The 21,117-nt window shown below is 66.4% G+C and carries 18 protein-coding genes; 11 read left to right on the top strand and 7 right to left on the bottom strand.

What is annotated here, in order from left to right; all coding sequences use genetic code 11:
• Positions 1-94 precede the first annotated feature (94 nt).
• On the bottom strand, positions 95-3,418 hold the full coding sequence (locus U5A58_RS03430; RefSeq protein ID WP_321960291.1) for an adenylate/guanylate cyclase domain-containing protein: 3,324 nt from the start codon (positions 3,416-3,418) through the stop codon (positions 95-97).
• A 208-nt stretch (positions 3,419-3,626) separates the two neighbouring features.
• Between U5A58_RS03430 and U5A58_RS03425 the strand changes: the two genes are divergently transcribed.
• The gene (locus U5A58_RS03425; protein WP_321960290.1) at positions 3,627-5,855 is read left to right on the top strand and encodes a SulP family inorganic anion transporter; all 2,229 of its coding nucleotides are present in this window, start codon (positions 3,627-3,629) and stop codon (positions 5,853-5,855) included.
• On the opposite strand, the gene U5A58_RS03420 is transcribed toward U5A58_RS03425, so the two are convergent.
• The gene (locus tag U5A58_RS03420; protein ID WP_321960289.1) at positions 5,849-7,198 is read right to left on the bottom strand and encodes an MFS transporter; all 1,350 of its coding nucleotides are present in this window, start codon (positions 7,196-7,198) and stop codon (positions 5,849-5,851) included. The two genes, U5A58_RS03425 and U5A58_RS03420, sit on opposite strands and share 7 nt — an antisense overlap.
• A gap of 363 nt (positions 7,199-7,561) precedes the next feature.
• On the opposite strand from U5A58_RS03420, the gene U5A58_RS03415 reads away from it, so the two are divergent.
• The 4 genes from U5A58_RS03415 to U5A58_RS03400 all read left to right on the top strand — a co-directional run bounded on the left by U5A58_RS03415 (position 7,562) and on the right by U5A58_RS03400 (position 12,268).
• Entirely contained in the window at positions 7,562-8,488 is a 927-nt protein-coding gene (locus U5A58_RS03415; protein ID WP_321908000.1) for a LysR family transcriptional regulator, read from the top strand.
• Between the two features lie 150 nt (positions 8,489-8,638).
• Positions 8,639-9,847 (top strand): YbfB/YjiJ family MFS transporter, encoded by a 1,209-nt coding sequence (locus U5A58_RS03410; RefSeq protein WP_321960288.1) that lies wholly within the window; start codon positions 8,639-8,641, stop codon positions 9,845-9,847.
• 7 nt (positions 9,848-9,854) lie between these two features.
• Positions 9,855-11,135: an MFS transporter gene (locus U5A58_RS03405; protein ID WP_321960287.1), complete on the top strand. Its 1,281-nt coding sequence runs from the start codon at positions 9,855-9,857 to the stop codon at positions 11,133-11,135.
• A 29-nt stretch (positions 11,136-11,164) separates the two neighbouring features.
• Positions 11,165-12,268: a nitronate monooxygenase gene (locus U5A58_RS03400; protein ID WP_321960286.1), complete on the top strand. Its 1,104-nt coding sequence runs from the start codon at positions 11,165-11,167 to the stop codon at positions 12,266-12,268.
• A 50-nt stretch (positions 12,269-12,318) separates the two neighbouring features.
• On the opposite strand, the gene U5A58_RS03395 is transcribed toward U5A58_RS03400, so the two are convergent.
• Positions 12,319-12,783: a RidA family protein gene (locus U5A58_RS03395; RefSeq protein ID WP_321960285.1), complete on the bottom strand. Its 465-nt coding sequence runs from the start codon at positions 12,781-12,783 to the stop codon at positions 12,319-12,321.
• Between the two features lie 102 nt (positions 12,784-12,885).
• Between U5A58_RS03395 and U5A58_RS03390 the strand changes: the two genes are divergently transcribed.
• Positions 12,886-13,827, top strand: coding sequence for a LysR family transcriptional regulator (locus U5A58_RS03390; RefSeq protein ID WP_321960284.1), 942 nt, complete (start codon positions 12,886-12,888; stop codon positions 13,825-13,827).
• 337 nt (positions 13,828-14,164) lie between these two features.
• Positions 14,165-15,124, top strand: coding sequence for a hypothetical protein (locus U5A58_RS03385; protein WP_415774169.1), 960 nt, complete (start codon positions 14,165-14,167; stop codon positions 15,122-15,124).
• Between the two features lie 91 nt (positions 15,125-15,215).
• Here U5A58_RS03385 and U5A58_RS03380 read toward each other — a convergent pair whose 3' ends face one another.
• Positions 15,216-15,575 (bottom strand): hypothetical protein, encoded by a 360-nt coding sequence (locus U5A58_RS03380; RefSeq protein WP_321907989.1) that lies wholly within the window; start codon positions 15,573-15,575, stop codon positions 15,216-15,218.
• A 282-nt stretch (positions 15,576-15,857) separates the two neighbouring features.
• Here U5A58_RS03380 and U5A58_RS03375 point away from each other — a divergent pair, with 282 nt between their 5' ends.
• The 3 genes from U5A58_RS03375 (at position 15,858) to U5A58_RS03365 (ending at position 18,181) form a co-directional block, all read left to right on the top strand.
• Complete coding sequence (locus U5A58_RS03375) at positions 15,858-16,928, top strand: MBL fold metallo-hydrolase (protein WP_321960619.1); 1,071 nt, start codon at positions 15,858-15,860, stop codon at positions 16,926-16,928.
• Between the two features lie 22 nt (positions 16,929-16,950).
• The gene (locus U5A58_RS03370) at positions 16,951-17,214 is read left to right on the top strand and encodes a hypothetical protein (protein ID WP_321960282.1); all 264 of its coding nucleotides are present in this window, start codon (positions 16,951-16,953) and stop codon (positions 17,212-17,214) included.
• A gap of 112 nt (positions 17,215-17,326) precedes the next feature.
• Complete coding sequence (locus tag U5A58_RS03365) at positions 17,327-18,181, top strand: AraC family transcriptional regulator (RefSeq protein WP_321960281.1); 855 nt, start codon at positions 17,327-17,329, stop codon at positions 18,179-18,181.
• Positions 18,182-18,236: 55 nt separating this feature from the next.
• On the opposite strand, the gene U5A58_RS03360 is transcribed toward U5A58_RS03365, so the two are convergent.
• From U5A58_RS03360 to U5A58_RS03350, 3 genes are all read right to left on the bottom strand, one after another.
• Complete coding sequence (locus tag U5A58_RS03360) at positions 18,237-18,989, bottom strand: hypothetical protein (RefSeq protein WP_321960280.1); 753 nt, start codon at positions 18,987-18,989, stop codon at positions 18,237-18,239.
• Positions 18,990-19,086: 97 nt separating this feature from the next.
• Positions 19,087-19,419 (bottom strand): hypothetical protein, encoded by a 333-nt coding sequence (locus tag U5A58_RS03355; protein ID WP_321960279.1) that lies wholly within the window; start codon positions 19,417-19,419, stop codon positions 19,087-19,089.
• Between the two features lie 482 nt (positions 19,420-19,901).
• Positions 19,902-20,033, bottom strand: coding sequence for a hypothetical protein (locus U5A58_RS03350; protein ID WP_321960278.1), 132 nt, complete (start codon positions 20,031-20,033; stop codon positions 19,902-19,904).
• 33 nt (positions 20,034-20,066) lie between these two features.
• Between U5A58_RS03350 and U5A58_RS03345 the strand changes: the two genes are divergently transcribed.
• On the top strand, positions 20,067-21,086 hold the full coding sequence (locus U5A58_RS03345; RefSeq protein WP_321960277.1) for an ABC transporter substrate-binding protein: 1,020 nt from the start codon (positions 20,067-20,069) through the stop codon (positions 21,084-21,086).
• Positions 21,087-21,117 lie beyond the last annotated feature (31 nt).

Here is a 21,117-nt window from a genome sequence, read left to right as displayed (position 1 = left end):
GTTCTATTGCCGCAAAAGTGGAATGCGCGATTTTAACGCTTGCGCGCAATTCGCTATCGGGCCAAACGCACCGCATGGCGGTGGTCCGCCCGATTCAAGCGGCCAGCGCTGCATCGACCGCGGCCTGGTATTGCTGGAAGCCAGCCTGCAACAGCACGCTTCGCACGCGTCCAAGCTCGCACCGCGCGGCTTCGTCAGCGCGCTCATGCAGGGCGCTCGCGAGCGCGCGTCCACGCGCCGCGAACAGGTCAGCCCAGGGCAACGGTTCACGTCGCGTGTAGTTCTCCAGCGCGCTCACATAGCGCAGCACGCCGTCCGGATCGCGGGCCGCGAGCATCGCTTCGATCGCGTCGCGATAGAACCAGAGGTGGTTGTGGCCAACCGCGCCGCGGCGTAGTAGGTCCTCACCTTCTGCGAGGAGCCGCAGCCGTTCGTCATGCTCGTCGACTGCGCCGGCGAGCGCGCTCAGGGCCTTCGGTGCGCTGAACTGCGTGCCCACCTCGCGCGAGATCGCAATCGCCTCACGCAGCGCTTCGAGCGCTTCGCTGCGGCGCCCATCGGCGAGCCAGACGCGCCCCTGCATTTCCACGTTCTGCGCCTCGAACCGGCGCGCGCCCAATTGCCGGATCACGCGCCGCTCCAGGTCCAGATGGACCTGCATGGCCTGCATATCGCCTAGCTCGTAACTGGAGAATACGCCGAGCGTTTCGCCCAGCAATTGCGCGCGCGGCTGCCCGACCAGCTCGGCGGCGCCCACGGCGGCGACAGCGTCTTCGCGCGCCTGCCGCGGGTCGTTCAGATATATGCGGCTGAAGCCCTGCATCGACCGGTTGGCGACTTCAATGCGGCCGCATCCGTGCTCGCGGCTCAGCGCCACGCAATCGCTGAAATGGCGGAACGCCGTGCGCATGCGCCCTTGCGCGTACGCGGCATCGGCGAGGCCGCCCAGCGCGCGGGCCTCTGCCTCCGGCAGGCCGAGGCGACGCGCATAAACAAGTCCGCGTTCGTGCTCGGTGCTGCAGGCATCGATCTTTCCGAGCGGAAAGTAGATGTTGCCGCGCAAATAGTGAAGGCTCGCGAGTTCGGCCACCCGGTCGTCGCGTTCCGCGATCCGCTGCGCGGCGTCGAGCAGGTCTAGCGCTTCGTCGAGCCCTTCGCTCACGCGCAAGCCTTCCGCGAGCCCGAGCTGGCAGCGGCACAGACTGGCGTCGTCCGGGGCGGCCGCGAGCGCTGCGCGCCAGGTCGCGATCGATCCCGCAATGTCGCCCAGGTCGCGCTGCAGCTCGCCCTTGCAACAGGCCAGGGCGTGGCGGTCCGCCTCTGTCTGCGCGATCTCGAGGCCGCGCTCGGCGAGGCGCAGTGCGGCTTCGAGCAGGTGCGCCGCGCGCTGTGCGAGCGCGGCGGCGAGGTAGGCCTGCGGCGCGCGTTCGTCCTCGGCGCGGTCGAGATGCTGGGCGTGCAGCGTGGGGTCGCCGTGTGCAAACCAGTCGGCCGCGCAGCGGTGCAGCTCGCGCCTGCGCGCGCGCAGCAGCGTCGAATAGGCGCTTTCCTGGATCAGTGCATGGGCGAACAGGAACTCCTCGCCCTCCGGCAACACGAGCGCATTGGCGAGCAGACCGTCGCAGACATAGCCGGGGTCGTCGATGAGCCGCCGCAACAAGGCGAGGTCGAAGCGCTGGCCGATCACGGCGGCCGCCTGGAAGGCGAGGCGGTCGTGCCGCGCGAGCCGGTCCATGCGCGCGAGCACGAGGCTGCGGATCGAGGCGGGCACGGCACTGTCGCTGCCTTCCTCGACGTTGCGCAACAGCTGCTCGAGGAACAGCGGGTTGCCGCCCGCGCGCTCGATGCACGCGAGCGCCACGCGCTGCGTCGCGTCGATGAAGTTGCCCGCGAGGCTCAGCGCCTCATCCTTGCGCAGCGGCCCGAGATCGATCGTCGCGAACGGCGTGTCGCGGCAGCGCGCGCGCCACGTCGCATCGATCGGATCGCCTTCCACGCGCGAAGTCGTCACGAGCAGGCCCGGACCGTTCGCGATGCCCGAGGCGAAGGCCGAGAGATAGTCGAGCACTTCGGGGTCGGCCCAATGCAGGTCTTCTACGACGATTAGCGTTGCCGCGCGCCGGCAGGCGTCGTCGGTCAGTCTCGCCGCGAGCGCCTGCTTGCCGCGCTTGCGCGCGCCGTGGTCCATTGCGTCGTAAAGGGCGCGCCACTCGTGCGCGAGCGGCAGGTCGAGGAGGTCGTGGACAAATGCGCGCTGTTCGGCCTTGACGACGCCTTCAGCGGCGAGACGATCGGCGGCGGCCTGGCGCGCGTCGCCCGAAGCGCCGGCCGGCAGGCCGAGCAGGCTGGCGACGATCGTGTGCACGGGGTCCTGCCCTTTGCCCACGCCGAAATCGAGCACGAGGCCCCGGTGGATCTCGAAGCCCTGCGACTGCGCGTAGCGGCGCATCTCGTCGACAAGACGCGTCTTGCCGATGCCCGCTTCGCCGCGCACATGGACGATGTGGCCGGCCCGCCTCGCCATGCACGCGTGGACGATACCGTGAAACTGCTCGAGCTCGGCCTGACGTCCGACGAAAAGGCTCTGCCCCGCCTTGGCCGACTCGCTCGCCGGGTCGTTCGAAATCGCGCGCAGCCGCCATGCGCGCAGCGGCGTGTCGATGCCTTTGAAGCGCTGCTCGCCGAGCGCGTCGCACACGGCGGTGTCGCCGAGCGCGCGCGCCACGTCATCGGAAAGCCAGGTCTCCCCGGGCGCCGCCGCCACCTGCAGCCGCGCGGCCAGGTTCACCGGATTGCCGGTCACGGTGTAGTCCCGCGCGTCGACGCAGCCGAGCGCGCCCGCGACGACTTCGCCGCTCGCGATGCCGATATGTGCCTGCAGCGTGCGCGCCGCCTGCGCGCTTAGGTGGGTCAGCGCCTCATGGATGTCGAGCGCCGCACGCGCCGCGCGCAGCGTGTCCGTCTCGTGCGCGCGGGGCGCGCCGAACAGCGCCATGACCGCGTCGCCGATGTGCCTGTCGGTCGTGCCGCCGTAGGCGAGCACGATACCGTCGACGAGCGCCGTGAAGCGGCCGATCAGCGCGCGCAGTTCCTCCGGATCGAGCGTGCGCGAGAGCGCGGTGAAGCCGCAGAGATCGGCAAAGAGGATCGTGACCTGCCGGCGCTCGTCCGTGGGGATGTCCCCAGCGTCGGGTGCGGTGGGTGTGTTCGGCGTCTGCGCCTGCGGCCCGGACGCCGGCGCCAAACCCTGCGCGGCGGCAGCGAGGATGCGTTTGCGATGGCCGAGCGACTGCACCCCGAGCTCCCTCAGGTCCGCGTCGGTCAGCTGCGCGAGCAGCGACAGATCGATATCGTTTGCCGCGAACGCGGGTGCGTACTGCTCAAGTCCGAGGGCGCGCAGCCATTGCTCAGTATCCATGTTCGCCGTCTGGATCCCATGCCGCTCGCCCGATGCGAACCGCCGCGAGCCTGTGGGCACTCGTGCCGATGAATATTCAGTGTAGGCGCGCGCCACGCGCCGCGTATGGCCTGCTTCCGGCGTTTGACAGGCTTTCGATTGCGGACGGATACTGGATCGCACCCCATCGCTCCCCAATCGCGCCTCGCGCATTCCACTGAGCATTCACGTGAAGCCGGGCAAGACCGCTACCGTCGCCGCCGCCCCGCCGCGCTCGCGTATGGCGGCGCTGCCCGGCGATCTGGCGGCCGGCGCGGTATCGGCGCTCGTCATGCTGTGCTACGCAATGAGCCTCGGCACGATGATCTTCAGCGCCGATCTTGCCCGCTACGCGATGCTCGGCGTGCCCACCGCGCTCGTCAGCTGTGTCGTCACGGCGCTCGTGATTGCCTTGACAAGCTCGATGCGTCTGAACATTGGCGGCCCCGACAGCAATGCGGCTGCGTTTCTCGCGGGGGTGGCGGCAGGCGTGGCGAGCAGCGTGCGCGCGGACGGCGGCTCCCCGCAGACACTCCTCCTCACCGTGCTGATCGCCATCGCGCTGTGTTCGCTCGTGACCGGCGTCGTGCTTTACGCGATCGGCTCCTCGAAGCGCAGCCGCTCGCTGCAGTTCCTGCCTTACCCGGTCCTCGGCGGTTTTCTCGCGGGCACGGGTTATCTGCTGCTCGCCGGTGCATTTCGCGTCATGACGGGCGAGTCGCTGCAATGGCACACGCTCGCGCTATTGACCCATCTTCACTGGCTCGCCTGGCTGCCCGCGCTCATCGTAGGCGTGCTGGCCACTGTCCTCATGCGCAGCTGGAAACACGTTGCGGCGCTGCCGCTCACGCTCGCCTTCGGGATCGTCCTTTTCTACGTTCTGCTACATGCTGCGGGCCTGTCGATCGATCAAGCGCGCGACATGGGGTTGCTGCTGCCGCGCGTGGCGCTGCGCCTCACGGGCATACCGGAGCTGCACTTGCGGGCGCAGCTCGCGCAGGGTGGCGTCGACTGGACGGCGATCGCCTCTCACCTCCCCGAAAGCCTCGTGGTCACGTCGGTTTCGGCCGTCACGATCCTGATGAATTCGACGGCGATCGGCGCGGCAACGGGCGAGGAAGTCGATCTGAACCGCGAAATGAAGGCTGCGGGCCTCGCCAATCTCGCGAGCGGACTGTTGGGCGGCATGGTGGGTTATCAATCGTTCAATCGCTCGATGCTCAATGCGCGCGTTGGCGCGACGAGCCGGATGGCGGGCGTGTTCGCATCGCTCGCGTGTCTCGTCGTGCTGGCGTCGTCGCCCGGTTTTGTCGCGCTCTTTCCCGTGCCGGTGCTCGTCGGCCTCCAGCTGTTCATGGGGCTGCGCCTCATCGTGCAGTGGGTTGTCGGCGCATGGACGAAGCTCACCTGGTACGAGTACCTGCTCGTGCCGGTCATTCTCGGCACGATCGCGGCCTGGGGCGTGATTGTCGGCGTAGGCGCGGGCCTGATCGCCGCGTGCATCATGTTCACGCTGCTCTACGGCCGCGTGAGTTGCATACGCATGGCGTTCGACCTTCGCACCCGCAGATCGAATGTCGAGCGCAACATCGAGGAGACCGAAGCATTGCGCGCACTCGGCGCGCAGGTGTGCGGAATGTGCCTGCAAGGGTTTCTCTTTTTCGGCACGGCCAATTCGATCCTCCAGCGCATACGGGAGCGGCTAGCCGCGCGCGACGCGGTGCCGGTTCATTTCGTCGTGCTCGATTTCGCGTCGACACAAGGCATTGACGCGTCGGTTTCGATCAGCTTCGTCAAGCTGCGGCAGCTCTGCGCGGCCATGAACGCGGACTTGATCCTGACCGCGCTGCCGCCGCGCTCGCGCGATCTGCTGACCAAAACCGGCACGCTCAATCTGCGCATTCGTGAATTCGACACGCTCGATGCGGGCCTGGAATGGGTGGAAGACCAGTTGCTCGCGACAAGCGCGTTCGCGCCGAAGCGCGGGGACGACCTGAACGCGTTGCTCGCGCTGCATTTCACGGCCAGCGCGCTGAGCACGCTCTCCACCCGGCTCGAAGTGCACGATCTGCAAGCGGGCCAGGCGCTGTTTCTTCGTGGAGATCCCGGCGACGCGCTGTACATCATCGAGCGCGGGCGCGTCGCCGTTTCGCTGCCGCTCGGCAACGGGCGCTCGGTGCGCCTGCGCGCTTGCCTGCCGGGCACGGTCATCGGGGAAATGGCCGTGTATACGCAGCGGCCGCGCAGCGCGGATGTGTTCGCTGAGGTGCCGACGCGGGTGCGCAGGCTGTCGCTGGCTGCGCTCGTTGCGCTCGAGCGGGACGACCCCGCAGCCGCCCAGCAGTTTCATCGCTTTCTGGTGAAGGTCATTGCGTCGCGCCTCGCCCTCGCCACGGAGGCGCTGCGCGCAGCCTACTGAGCGGTGGGAGCTTGCCAGTCGCGTACGCCTTCAGTCACCTCTTCATGCAGGTGATCGTCGAGCGATTTCCGGGACGTTTCCGGCAAGGACATGCCGCCAACCAGCGCCAGCAGCGAGACGGCGATCAGGTAGAAAGCGGGCGAGATGTTGTTGCCCGTCGTCTCGATCAGCCAGGTGGCAACGAGCGGCGCCGTTCCGCCAAAGATCGTATAGGCGAGGTTGTACGTGATGGCTGAAGCGGTGTAACGCGTTCGGGTCGGAAAGACTTCGGAAAGCAGGGCCGCCGTGACCACGCCTGACAAGACCGCGCCGACCGCAAGCATGGCCGCGCCAAGCAGTGCGGAGCGAAAGTCGCCTGACCCACCGAGCACGAAGGAAGGGTAGACCGCGGCGATCAGGATGGCGCATACCGTGAAAACGGTTTTGCGTCTTCCCACGGCGTCCGAGTAGAGGCCGGCAAGCGGGCAGAGTGCCGCGGCGAAGACCAGTGCGATTACCGTGATCAACAACGCGCTGGCCCGGCTCAGATGACCGACAACCTGCAGATACGTGGCGAAGTAGGTCGTAAAGGTATAGAACGAGAGCGCGGTGACGGAGACAAAGGCCCCAAGGCGCACAATCGCGCTTGCCTGGGTCTTGAGCGTTTCACGCAGCGGGGCGTGGGCCAGGTCGTGATCGTGTTCGACTGCGGCAAACGACGGCGTTTCGCCAAGGCGCGTGCGCAGATACAGGCCGACGAGGCCGATAGGCGCCGCCGCGATGAACGGGACTCGCCAGCCCCAGCTGCTCATTGCCTCTGCCGACAGCATGGCGTCCAGTCCGGATGCCACCACGGCGGCGCTCGCGAACGACAGGAACGTGGAGACGGGAAGAAAGCTTCCGTAGCGCGCGCGCTGGTGCTTCGGCGCATGTTCCATCAGATACGCGCAGGCGCCGGCGTACTCGCCGCCGGCGGAAAAGCCTTGCACGCATCGCACGATCGCGAGCAGCAACGGTGCGAGCATGCCGACCGATGCGTAGGTCGGCAGCAAGCCGATAACCGTAGTTGCACCTGCCATGATCAGGATGGTCAGTGCGAGCGTTTTCTTGCGGCCTACCCTGTCGCCCACCACGCCGAAGAAAATGCCGCCGAGCGGTCTGAATGCAAAAGCGACGGCGAAAACCGCGAAGGTTTTCATCAACGCGATCGCGGGGTCGCCGTTCGGAAAGAATTGGCGAGTCAGCAGGGTTGCCAGAAATCCGTAAACGGCAAAGTCGAACCATTCGACGAAATTGCCTACCGCGGCGGCGATGATCACCTTGCGAAGCGTTTTTGGGTCCACGTCTGGCTGATACGCTTTCATGCTCTGGCCGTCCCTTATGCGTTGAATAAGGTGTGCGTATCACCATGAATGGCAGAGCCACTTGAGGCGAGCGGTTTAACGCTGAAGTCGCACGGTATTGGTTTGCACAGTAAATGCGACCATAAATGGCGCTCCTAGAACAAAGGCGACATGGTGACGCGCTGGAAGCGACATCCGGTTTTGCTGTCGCGCGATGACCAGACAATGCCGTTTTTTGAATGGTTTTATTCAGCGAGAGCCGGTCGCTCCGGTCGAATCGCCATTGCCTTTTCGATTGAATGCGCCTGCACGACGTGCCAACCGGAATGCGCGTTCGTGATACAAGGTCACAACGCAAAGCGGCCACCCAACCAGAAATACGCAATGGACCGAATCGACGCCATGAAGGTTTTCGTCGCCACGCTCGACGAGGGAAGTCTCGCGGGCGCGGGCCGCCGCCTGGGCCGCTCGCCCGCGGCGGTGAGCCGGGCCATTGCGTTCCTGGAGGAGCACACCGGCACGCCGCTCTTGTACCGCACCACGCGCACGATTCGGCTGAGCGAGGCGGGCGAGCGCTATGCGCTCGCATGCCGGCGCATTCTGGCCGACCTCGAGGAGGCGGACTTGCTCGCCGCCGACGAGCGCTCCGCGCCGCGCGGGCTGCTCGGCGTCACGGCGGCGGTGGCGGTGGGCGAAGAGGTGCTGCGCCCGATGATCGACGAGTTCATCGACCGCCACCCCGAGGTGTCGATCCGCCTGCACTTGCTCGACAGGCCCGCAAGCCTGATCGACGAGGGCATCGACGTGGCGTTGCGCATTGCGCATTTGCAGGACTCCACGCTCGTCGCCATTCCGGTGGGCGAGGTGCGGCGCGTGGTGGTCGCTTCGCCCGGCTATCTCGCCACGCATGCGGCCATCGAGGCGCCCGCCGATCTCGCGAGCCACCCGATCATTTCGATGACGCATTTCGGGCTCGACTCGTGGAGCTTCCCGGCCGCGCGCCAGACGGCGCTGCCCCAGGTCGTGCAGTTCTCGCCGCGCTTCATCGTGAACACGATACGCGCGGCGCGGGCTTCGGCCGTGGCGGGGCATGGGCTCACGCGGCTCTTTTCGTACCACGTGGCCGAGGAGGTCGAGGCGGGCAGGCTCGAGATCGTGCTGCGCGACAGCGAGCATGCGCCGCTGCCCGCGAATCTCGTCACGCCGCACGGGCGCCTTTCGGTGCCCAAGGTGCGCAGTTTCGTCGATTTCGCCGCGCCCCGGCTGCGCGAGTACTTCGCGCAGGCCCGGCGCATTACCGACGCCGATTGAGCGATATTCGACGCGGCCGCCATACGCGCATTCGTTCGCGGCGCGGAAGAATGACTTCCGTATCGCGACGATTCTCCCGCCATTCGATCTAACCTAGACTGACTCCCATCTTCAGCGGGTGCTTCATTGCCTCGTTTGCCGGGAGTCGTCATGCATCAAGCCGTTTCGAATCCTTCCACGCCTGCCGCCTACAACGTGTGGCGCGGCACGCTCGCCGGGGCCAGCGCTAGCCTCATCGGCATTGGCCTTGCACGTTTCGCCTACACGCCGCTGTTGCCCGCCATCATCGGCGCACACTGGTTCCCCGCCTCGACCGCCGCCTACCTCGGCGCAGCGAACCTGGGCGGCTATCTGGCCGGTGCGCTGCTCGCGGGCGCAATGGCTCGCGCCGCGAGGCCCGCCGCCGTGCTGCGCGCGATGATGCTGCTCGCGACGCTCGCCTTCGTCGCCTGCGCGGTGCCCGTTTCGTTTCTCTGGTTCTTCGTCTGGCGCTTCGCCTCGGGCTTGTCGGGCGGTGCGCTCATGGTGCTCGCCGCGCCCACGATCCTTGCGCATGTCCCGGCGGCGCGGCGCGGCTTTGCGAGCGGCGTCATCTTCACGGGCATCGGGCTCGGCATTGCGGCCTCGGGCACGATCGTGCCGATCCTGCTGCGCCAGGGCCTGAGCGCCACGTGGCTCGGGCTCGCCGTCGTCTCGGCGCTGCTCACGGCAGTGGCGTGGAACGGCTGGCCCGAGCACGGCGCGAGCGCGCCCGCTCATACGCCTTCACGCTTCGAACACGCCAAGGCCTACCCCCGCGCGAAGCTGCGCGCGCTCTACGTCGAATACGGGCTGAACGCCGTGGGGCTCGTGCCGCACATGATCTTCCTCGTCGATTACGTGGCGCGCGGTCTCGGTCGCGGCGTCGATGCTGGCGCCGAATTCTGGGTGCTGTACGGCATCGGCGCGATCGTCGGCCCGCTCGCGGCGGGACATCTCGCCGACCGCTCGGGCTTCGCGCCGGCATTGCGCGCGGCGTATCTGCTGCAGGCCGTCGCGGTCGCCATTCCGGCGTTCGGCATGTTCGGCGCGCAGGGGCTCATGGTCTCAGCCGTGCTGGTGGGCGCATTTACACCCGCCATCGTGCCGCTGGTGCTCGGCCGCGTGAACGAGCTGCTCGCGCATCATCCGTCCGCCGTGAAAAGCGCGTGGAGCCGCGCCACGACGAGCTTTGCCGTGATGCAGGCGGTCGCCGCCTACGGGCTGTCGTTCGTGTTCTCGTCGAGCGGCGGCAACTACCTCGTGTTGTTTGCCATCGGCGCTGTGGCGCTCGTGCTCGCGCTCTTTGTCGATCTCTGCTCCGCGTTGCGCGCCAAGTGAGGGCCAGGTGAATACCACCGTATCTTCCCCGGCCGCTGCGCAGCGGCAGGGCACGCCTGCGCGACGGGGCTATGTGGAGCGCAATGCGCAGTACTGGCAGCGCAATCTCGTGGTGTGCGTAGTCGGCTCGTTCACGACGCTCGTGAGCCTGAGCATGCTGCTGCCGTTCCTGCCGCTCTACGTGCGGCAGCTCGGCGTGAGCTCGCAGTCCGCCGTGATCCAGTGGTCGGGCGTGGCATTCGGCGCGACCTTCCTCGGCACGGCGCTTACGGCGCCGATCTGGGGGCGTCTCGCCGACCGCTATGGCCGCAAGCCCATGCTCGTGCGCGCGGCGATCGGCATGGCCGTGGTGATGTCGTTGATCGGCGTGGCGCACAATGTGTACGAGCTCGTCGCGCTGCGTCTGATCGCCGGTCTCGTGGGGGGCTATGCGTCGGCTTCCACCGTGATGGTCGGCACCCAGGCGCCGCGCGAGCGCGCGGGCTGGGCCCTCGGCATCCTTTCCACGGGCGCGCTGGCGGGCAATCTCGTCGGGCCGCTGGTGGGCGGCGTGCTGCCTGGCTGGATCGGCATTCGCGGCACCTTTTTCGCAGGCGGCGCGATGATCGCCGTGGCGGCGCTCCTGACCATCTTCGTGGTGAAGGAAGAGTTTCATCCAGAAAGCGACGCGAAGCCACACGCGCGCCATGCCGCAGCGGGTTCAGGCAGTAGCGCGCGCCGCCCCGACTACGCGGTCGTAGCCGCGCTGCTCGTGACCGCGATGATGGTGCTGCTCGCCAACATGTCGATCGAACCCGTCATCACGGTTTTTATCGGCAGTCTGGGCGTGGGCGCGGCGCATCTCGCGCGCGTGGCGGGCGTGGTCATGGCATGCTCGGCGCTTGGCAGCATGCTCACGGCGGCGCGCCTTGGCGCGCTCGCCGACCGCTTCGGCAGCTGGCGCGTGATCGTCGCGTGCCTCGTGCTCACCGGGCTCGCCATGGTGCCGCAAGCGTTCGTCACGCACTGGTGGCAGCTCGCGGGCCTGCGTGTGGTGATGGGCATGACGCTCGCGGGGCTCCTGCCTTCCATCGGCAAGCTCGCGCGGCAATCGGTAGACGAAAGCAAAACGGGCCGCATGCTCGGCTATCTGCAATCGGCGCAATTCAGCGGCCAGGTGGTGGGCCCGGTGATCGGCGGCGTGATCGGCGTTCACTTCGGCCTGCACGCCGTGTTCTTCGCGACCGGCGCGCTGCTGGTCGCATGCGGTGGACTCGCGCACTGGGCGCAGCGCCGCGCCCACGCTTGAAAGTGGAACGCATCCGGAGGTAACGCAACATGAGCAGCACTCAAGTGGACGAACGCGCGTTGTTGCGCTCGCTCGGCATTCAAAAACCGATCGTTCAGGCGCCCATGGCGGGCACCACCACGCCCGCGCTGGCCGCCGCCGTGTCGAACGCGGGCGCGCTCGGCTCGCTGGGCGTGGCCGCGATGAGCGCGGAGAACGCGCGCAACGCCATTCGCCAGACGCGCGAACTGACGGCCAAGCCGTTCAACGTCAACGTGTTCTGCCATCGCCCGGCCACGCCCGATGCGGCGGTTGAACGCGCGTGGCTGGACTGGCTCGCACCGGTGTTCGAGCAATACGGCGCCACGCCGCCGCAATCGCTTTCGGAGATCTACACGAGCTTCGTCGTGGATCAGGCCATGCAGCGCATGCTGCTCGAAGAAAAACCCGCGGTGGTGAGCTTCCATTTCGGCCGGCCGCCCGATGCGGTGATCGCCGAACTCAAACACGCGGGCATCCGTTTGTTTGCGAGCGCAACGAGTCTCGACGAAGCGGCCGCGGCCGTGGAGGCGGGCGTCGATGCCATCGTCGCGCAGGGCGTGGAGGCGGGCGGCCATCGCGGTGTGTTCGATCAGAACGCCCGCGACGACGGCCTTGGCACGTTCGCGCTCACGCGCCTGCTCGTGAGCGAGTTCGACGTACCCGTGATCGCGGCGGGCGGCATCATGGACGGCGCGGGCATTGCCGCCGCGCTGGCGCTCGGCGCGCAGGCGGCGCAACTGGGCACCGCGTTCGTGGCCTGCCCGGAGAGCGCGGCCGACGAGGGTTATCGCGCGGCCTTGCTTGGTGACGCGGCGCGGCATACTACCTTCACCTCGGCGATTTCGGGGCGCCTTGCGCGCAGCATCGTCAACCGGTTCACCGCGCTTGGCGAGGACCCGAAGGCGCCGCGCATTCCGTCCTACCCGATCGCCTACGACGCGGGCAAGTCCCTGATCGCGGCTGCGAAGGCCAAGGGCGAATCCGGCTACGGCGCGCAATGGGCGGGCCAGGCCGCGCCGCTCGCGCGCGCGTTGCCGGCGGCGGAACTCGTGGCGCAACTGGAGCTCGAGACGCGCGAAAGCATCGCGCGCTTGCAGTCCGTGTGGGGTTGAGCCGGGTCTGACTGCCGCCAGCGTTTCGCCGCCCGCCGCAAAAGACGCGCTCAGGCAGGCACGATTTGCGCGATCACCACGAGTTCGACGGGCAAGTTGAGCGGCAGTTGCGAATGCGAGAACGCCGAGCGCGCATGTCCGGCCTTCTCGCCGAGCGTGGCGGCGAAGAGATCCGATGCGGCGTCGAGCACAGCAGGCTGATCGAGGAAGCCTTCGGCGCTGCTCACGTGGCCTTCCATACGCACGATGTGATGCAGACGCTCGAAGCCGCCCAGGTGGCGCTTGATTTGCGCGAGCACGTTCAAGGCGGTGAGCTGCGCCGCCTCGCGGCCTTGTTCGAGCGTCAACTCCGCGCCCACGCGTCCGGTCCAGCGCAGCTTGCCGTCGGCGAGCGGCCCCTGGCCGGAGATGAAGAGCAGATTGCCCGCCTCGGAAGCGGCCGTGTAGTTGCCGAGCGGCTGCGGCGCGGCGGGCAGGGCGAGACCGAGATCGGCAAGTTTCTGTTCGACGGACACGATGTTCTCCTTGAGTGGTGGTGAGCATTCGCCTCATGTTGGCGCCTTCAGAATAGAGCGAAAACAGCGGGCGCGAATCGGAGCAGGCAGGAGAAAACGGGCATGCAACGCAAATTCGACGATCTGCTGCTGGGCAGCATCGAGCTGTTCTGCCAGGCAGCGGAACTGGGCAGCTTCACGCTGGCGGCCAATGCGGCGAGCGTCACGCCCGCTGCGGTGAGCCGGTCCGTCGCGCGGCTCGAAGAGCGGCTTGGCGTGCGCCTGTTCGTGCGCACGACGCGCCAGATCCGCCTGACCGATGCGGGGCGACGCTACTTCGAGCAGTGCCGCCAGGCGCTGTCGCAACTCGTCGACGCCGAGCGCGAGGTCACGGGCGAGCAGACCACGCCGGCCGGCGTGCTGCGCATCAGCATGCCCACGCCCTACGGGCACTATCGCGTGCTGCCGCTTTTGCCGGCGTTTCGCGAACGTTATCCGCAGGTGCAGGTCGACACGCACCTGAGCAACCGCAACATCGACTTCGCCGACGAAGGCTTCGACCTGGCGATTCGCGGGCGTGCGCCTGCCGATTCCAACCTGGTGGCGCGCAAGCTGGAAGACGCGGAGATGGTTGTGGTGGCCACGCCCGCTTATCTGAAGCGTGCGGGTACACCGAAGACCGTGGCCGATCTGCAGAAGCACGAATGCATACAGTTCGAACTGCCAAGTAGCGGGCGCCATGTTGTCTGGACGTTCGACGGCAATGCCAATGAAGATGGCGATGTGGCGACGAGCGGAAGTTACGGAACCTCCGGCGACGCGCTCGCCGGCGTGACGCTCGCGCGTGCGGGGGCGGGGCTCTTTCAGACGTATCGCTTCGTGGTGGCGGACGACCTGCGCGAGGGCCGGCTCGTTGAGGTGCTGCGCGAGGAGGGCGGGCGTACCCGGCCTTTCATTCTGCTGTATCCGCACGCGCGTTATTTGACGTCGCGCGTGCGGGCCTTTGTGGATTTTCTGGTGGAGCAACTGGCGGCGCCTGCGCCGCGTGCGAAGCGCGCGACATGAGGGCGCAGGCGACGGCCTGAATTCATTGCTTGCCAGGGAATAGCCCCGCCGCTGCTTCGTTTATGCAAGACGCGGGGCGCGCGAAGCATGGTGGGTTCACCGGCCGCGCGAGTCGTCATGGCATTGGCGGCCCGTCCCCGCGAGAAGGAGGTGTCAGATGAAAGCTTCTCGCTCGTTGTCTGCATGTCGTTCATACATCGGCAGGAACCGCACGGCGTTTGTGCCGCGACTGCGTCACCTGGCGTTGGGCGCGGGGCTCCTCGCCCTTTCACTCGGCGCGGTTAGCGTAGACGCCCAGCAAGCGATCCTGCCGCCGGCGTTTGCGACTTCATCGACTGTGCCGACCAATGGCGACGTCAATCCGTACGGCATTGCATTCGTACCGGCCGGCGTGCCGTCGTGGAGTCCGCTCAAACCCGGCGACGTGGTGGTGTCCAACTTCAATGCGCAATCGAATCTGCAAGGCACCGGCACGACGATCGTGAAGATCGTTCCCAATAGCCAGCCCGTGACATTCTTCGCGGGACACAACCTCGGTCTCACAACGGCGCTCGCCGTGCTGAGAAGCGGCTTCGTGCTGGTGGGCAACGTGCCGACCGCCGACGGCAAGAACGTCATCGCGCCGGGCTCGCTGCTCGTCATCAATCCGCAGGGCCGGCTCGTCAAGGAACTGAAAGATGCGCGCCTGCTCGACGGCCCATGGGACCTCACCGTGATCGACGGCGGGCCATTCGTGAAGGTTTTCGTCTCGGACGTGCTGAACGGCACCGTCGCGAGAATCGACCTGCTGATCGGCGAGAACGGCGTGACCGAGTTGCCGACCTCGACGATCGTCGCCTCGGGCTACCAGCATCGGACCGATCCGGCGGCGCTGGTTGTCGGCCCCACGGGCCTCGCCTACGACGGCCTGCGTGACGTGCTCTATGTCGCCTCGACCGGCGACAACGCGGTGTTCGCCATTTACGGCGCGGCGTTCGCGAGCCATAGCGGCGGCATGGGGCGGATGATCTATCAGGACAACACCCATCTGCATGGACCGCTTGCCCTTGCACTCGCACCCAACGGGCATCTCGTCACGGCCAACGGCGACGCCGTGAACGCCGACCCGCAACAGCCCAGCGAAATCGTCGAGTTCACGGTGGACGGGCAATTCGTCGCTCAGATGTCGGTCGATCCTGCGGCGGGTTCTGCGTTCGGGCTGGCATTTGGCATGGACAGCCAGCATCACTCGCAGTTTGCCGCCGTAGACGACGCCACCAACACGACGACAGTCTGGACGCTGCGCACCGGCAACTGATCAACAAGCGCGCAACGTGATGACCCATGCCCCGCTCCGAAGCGCTGGAGCGGGGCGGGTGGTGGGAATTGCTTAGTGTGCCGAAATAATGTCAGGGCTTCACGACGTGCCACATGTCTTTGAAGCCGTCGCCGGTCATCTGTCCAGCGTGCGTGTCTTTCGAGTAGCGATAGAGGGGGTGGCCCTTGTAGGTCCATTGATGCTTCCCGTCTGCGGAAGCGATCAACCCCCAGTCGCCGCTGGCCTTGTCGTAAGGGTCGGCGAGCGCGGCTGGCCACATGGTTGCGCATGCGCCGGCGCACGCGCTTTTGCCCTGCTCGGTGTCCTTGTCGAACGTATAGAGCGTCATGCCGTCGTCGTCGACGACCATGCCGTTGGCCACTTTCGGTGGTTCCGCGAACACCGCAATGGGTAGAAAGCAAACCACGGCGCACAACAAGATTCTGGTCATGATTTCAGTCCTTGTAAAAACCCGCTGGGATACGTGATAAACGGCTGACGGCTGGCTTTCTTCCATTTTCGGTTCGTCGTTGGAAAGCGCTCCGCGGCGCGTGACATCCATTTCCGCGAGGGCAGGTGAAACGCCCGCCGCGCGCCCTACGTTCGGTGCCGAACACACCGCGAACAAACGGCGCATAAACGCGGGTCTATCGCGCACGTCGAGCCACCGGGCCGAAGGCGGATGCGGCATACTGCAAAGCGCACAATGCGTATGCCTACACAGAGAGCCGCGATGATCTTTCGCCAGCTTTTCGACCCGGTATCGTCTACCTATACCTACCTGCTCGGCGACCCCGAAAGCGGCGAGGCGCTGCTGATCGACCCTGTCTACGAGCAGGTGCCGCGCGACCTCGCGCTGCTGCAGGAACTGGGCCTGCGTCTGCAGGCGACGCTCGACACCCATGTGCACGCCGACCATGTGACCGGCGCGTGGCGCTTGCGCGAGCGCAGCGGCAGCCAGATCGCGCTCGCCGAAACGGTGGGCGCCGAGGGCGTGAACCGCCCGCTGCGGCATGGTGACCGCATCCCTTTCGGCAAGCGGTATCTGGAGGTGCGCGCCACGCCCGGCCACACCAGCGGCTGCCTGACCTACGTGCTCGACGACGCAAGCATGGCCTTCACCGGCGACAGCCTGTTGATTCGCGGCTGCGGCCGCACCGATTTTCAGGGCGGGAGCGCGGAGCAGCTGTTCGCTTCCGTGCGCGAGCAGATTCTCACGCTGCCCGGCGACTGCCTGCTTTACCCGGCGCACGACTATCGCGGCATCACGGTCACGAGCGTGGCCGAAGAGCGGCGCTTCAATCCGCGCCTGGGCGGCGACGTCGATCTCGGCGACTTCGCGGGCTACATGCACAACCTGAATTTGCCGCACCCCAAGCAGATGGCCGTCGCGGTGCCCGCCAACCTGCGCTGCGGCAAGCCCGAGGGCGAGGCGCCGATCCAGGAAACGCCCGACTGGGCCCCCCTCACGCTGCGTTTTAGCGGCGTGTGGGAAATCGAGCCCATGGCGTTGCTGGAGCATGTGGCGGCCATGCAGATCGTCGATGTGCGCGAGCCGCCCGAGTTCATTGACCAGCTCGGCCATCTGCCCGATGCGAAGCTCGTGCCGCTCTCGCAACTGATGGCCCGCATCGACGAGCTCGATCGCGACCGGCCGGTCGTGGCCGTGTGCCGCTCCGGCGTGCGCTCCGCGCAGGCAAGCGTATTGCTCACGAAGGCGGGCTTCGGCAAGGTGGCCAATCTCGCTGGCGGCATGTTGCGCTGGAAGGCCGAGGGACTGCCCGTCGCGCCGTGCAGTCCGTGATGACGCCCAGGAGGAGACGAACATGACAGCCCACGACTTCGCCGAGTTTTCCTGGGACGAACAGGAAGACGTCAAGGCTGTGCTCGCCAGCCGGGGGCTCGAGCTGCGCGACTTCCGGATCTCGGACAACGAGAAAAGCCCTGCAGGGGGCGAGCGCGCGGCGATCCGGCAGGTATCCGTCACTCGGATCGCCAATGGCAAGACGGCCACCTACGACACCGACCACTTCGCCCCGTGGATCACGGATTTCGACGAAGCGCTGCAGGCCGGCGAATTCGACGACTGAACCAGGCTGAGCGGGCGCCGGCGAGACCGGGGGCGCGCTGCGTGCTTCGCGCAGGGCTCGCGTACACTCGTGCCCTTGGGTAAGGAACCGGGAACGAGGAGCGAGGCAGGCCATGACGAACGCGACGGTGACTGAGGGCCGGAACGATCACTGGCTCGTCGCGCGGCGCGACGCGCAAACGGGTATCGAGAGTTTGCGCGCGCATTTCAGCGGCCACGCCTACGACCCCCACGATCACGACGACATGCTGATCGGCTATACGGAGCAGGGGGTGCAGCGTTTTCAATGCCACCGGTCGCTGCATACGAGCGTGCCGGGCCGCGCGATCCTGATCGAGCCGGGTGCGCTGCACGACGGCCACGCGCCCGAACCGGGCGGCTTCACCTACGCGATGTTGTATCTGCCGCAGCCGTGGGTCGAGCGTGCGGCGCGCAGGCTGAACATTGCGGGCCTCGGCGCCGTGGAGGCCGCTTTCGGCCAGACGCTCGTTGACGACCCGCGCCTGACCGACGCAATCCGCCGCGCCTTTCTCGCGCTATACGGCGAGGAAGGCCGGCTCGCGCGCGACGAGGCGCTCGACCGCTTGCTGGAGCACCTGGGCGGCCATCTGGTCGATACGACCGTAACGGCGAGTCCGGCGCCGCCCGCACTTGCCCGCGTGCGTGACCTGCTGCACGAGCACATGGCCGCGAACATCGGGCTCGACGAACTCGTCGATAGCGCGGGCATCGACCGGTTTCGTTTGACGCGCCTGTTCCAGCGCGAGTTCGGGACGTCGCCCCATGCGTACCTGGTGCGTTTGCGTCTGCGCGCCGCGCGCAGGCTGCTGGCGGCGGGGCGCACGCCGGCCCAGGTTGCCGCGGAGGTCGGCTTCGCGGACCAGAGCCATTTGGGACGCTGGTTTCGCCGCGCGTACCGGATGACGCCGGCCACCTACCGGCGCATGTGCGAGGAGAGGCTCGACTAGACGAATCCCGCGATTGGCGTTTCGCATGGGCGCGCCTCGCGGGAAACCGTTTGCGCTACCGGCCCAAGCCGGCCTGGGCTCGTTGCAGCCACTCGCTATTGTGTTCACGGGCGTGGCGCGGCCAGTGCCTGGCGTCGTGCACGATATCGGCGTAAAGCTCGCGTGCACGCTGGCGGTCGGCGTCGCCGGGCTGTTTTGCCAGCCAGTCGGCGAAGAGGCAACGCGGGGCGGCGTCGCTCGCGCAAGCAAGCGCGGCTTCGAACGCGGCGCGCGTGCCCGCTGCGCCATTGGCGGCGAGCGCCCGTGCATACAGCAAAGCGGGGTCCGGCTGCTGGCGGGCCACAGGCTGCACGGCGAACAGCTTTTCGAGCGTCTCTTGCGTGGCAGCGGCATTGCCGTTTGCAAACTGCGCGCGCGCGAGGCCTTCGAGCAGGGCGGGATCGGAGGCGAACGGCCCGGTTGCCGCCGCCTCGTAATGCTCCAGCGCTTCAACGGCATTGCCCGCGTCGAGCAGCGCCGCGCCCAGCCGCATACGGTGCGCGACGGTCGGCGCGCGGTCGAAGTCCGTGCGCGCCTCACGCACCGCGCGGTTGGGATCGACCAGTTGCGAGATGGCCCGGCCCGTCGCCCTCGCCCCGCGCGACTGGCGCAGGCTCGGCAAATAAATCACGAAGAAGTAGACGAGGCTGCCAAGGCCGGGGAAAAGAAACAGGATCAGCAGCCAGTACATGTTCTGCTGGTTGCGGATGGCATGCACTGCAAAGAGCAGGGCGATGATGACGTAGAGGCTGATTCCGAATATGCGCATTGGCGAAAGGGTCCGTTGTGGTGCGTTGCCGGTGCGTGGTTCTGCTTCAGGCATGGCGAGTCGTCGCAGGTCGTCGAATCGACCTCAAGCTCGCGGATCAGGGGCGACGTTTGTGCAGTTTGCGCTGCAGCGACTCCATCCTTTCAATGATACCCGCGGGCAGCTTGCGTTCCCTCGCAAGTGCAACAGTATCGCGGCCTTGCTGATCGCTTGCTTCGATCAGCCCGGGCGCGGCTGCGATGGCTTGGTCATGGTCGCGCCACATTGGGGCGATGGCCGGATTGTCGTGAATTCTAGCCTTCCCGTTCGACGAGCGTGTTTTTGGACTGTTCTCGCCCGGAGCCCTTGCATCCGGCTCAGTGAGCTGCACACGTTGCGCATGCATCGATTGGCGCAAGACCCTGCAGGCCGCAGCGGTGGCAATTTGCACACACGGACCGACCACAGGCAGAATACGCAATTCAAGCGGACGCAAAGACGCTATGCGCGGTGGGTTGGCGCTATGCGCCGATGCACGCGCATCAATCTAAAAATGAGCTTACGGGGTAGTAAAGATGATGGGACGGTTTCTGGTGGTGGTATCGATGGTTGGCCTACTAGCCGCCTTGGCGGGCTGCAATACGATTGCCGGTTTCGGGCAGGACATTACGGACTCTGCACGAGCCGTTCAGCGCGCTATTTGACCGGCGCTTCGGGTGGCGTGTAGCCGCTCGATCGAAGGTAACGGCTGGAGCGGGCTCCTGCTGAATGAACACGGAACGTCGATGCGTTCCGTGTTGTGAATCAATAAGTAATCCTGTGGAAATCAGTTACAGCGTTGCTGCCGCTGGCATTCGACTCCGGTCCAGTAGCAGATTCCATCGCCGCGACGCATTGAATGGGCGAGCGATTCACGCTGAATAAAAGCCATTTTTATTCAGAAAAATAAAAAGTATAAATAGCGCCGCCGCTCATGGAAATCCCGTATAAATCGGCGCGACCCGCGAAAGCTTCGGGAAGGGTTTGAATCACTAAAATCCCCGAAACGATCGAGGCGGCCAGCATTGCGCCGCCGGCCCATTCTGATGGAGACACTCAATGCAACCCAGTTCTGGCGCGCTGCGTCAAGTCGCACTCGCTGGCGGCCTGCTGTTTGCCATGGCGCTTCACGGCGCTCATGCCGCCGACGATGCCGGCGACAAGATCACCATCATGGTGGGCGGTATTACGAAGCTCATTTACCTGCCCGCGCGCCTCACCGAGCAACTGGGATATTTCAGGGACGAAGGGCTGAATGTCGAGTTGCTCTCGCAACCCGCGGGTGTGGATGCCGAGAACGAACTGCTCGCGGGCGCAGTGCAGGGTGTTGTGGGCTTCTACGATCACACCATCGACTTGCAGACCAAAGGTAAGGACGTCAAGGCAATCGTCGTGTTCGGTCAGGTGCCCGGCGAAGTGGAGATGGTGTCGTCGAAGGCGGCCGGCACCATCAAGTCCATGGGCGACGTCAAAGGCAAAACGCTGGGCGTGACGGGCCTGGGCTCTTCGACCAGCTTTCTCACGCAGTATCTCGCGAGCCAGCATGGCATCGCCTCCAGCGCATACACCATGCTGCCGGTGGGCGCGGACGCGAGTTTCATTGCCGCCATCAAGCAAGGGCGCATCGACGCGGGCATGACGACCGAGCCGACCGTTTCGGCGCTGCAGAAAGCCGGCGACGCGAAGGTGCTCGTGGACATGCGCTCGGTGGAAGGCACGCGCGCCGCGCTCGGCGGCACCTATCCCGCCGCGAGCCTTTACGTGCAGAACGCGTGGGCCGAGTCGCACAAGGCGCAGGCGGCGAAGCTCGCGCACGCGTTCGTGCGCACCATGCAGTTCATTCACACGCATAGCGCCGAGGAAATCGCCGCGCAAATGCCGGCCGATTATCAAAAGGACAAGGCGCTGTATGTCAGCGCACTCAAGGCCTCGCTGCCGATGTACACCGCAGACGGCAAGATGCCGGCCGACGGTCCGGCGACCGTGCTGAAGGTGCTTTCGAGTTTCAATCCTTCGGTCAAGGGCAAGCACGTGGATCTGTCCGGCACGTATACGAACGAATTCGTCAGCGCGAAATGAAGCACGCCGAGCGCCGTCCTGCGCGCGCCAT

This window comes from Paraburkholderia sp. J7 (assembly GCF_905220155.1).
Taxonomy (GTDB): domain Bacteria; phylum Pseudomonadota; class Gammaproteobacteria; order Burkholderiales; family Burkholderiaceae; genus Paraburkholderia.
The sequence above is the reverse complement of the archived record's forward strand: the minus strand, read 5'-3'. Positions and strand labels throughout refer to the sequence as shown.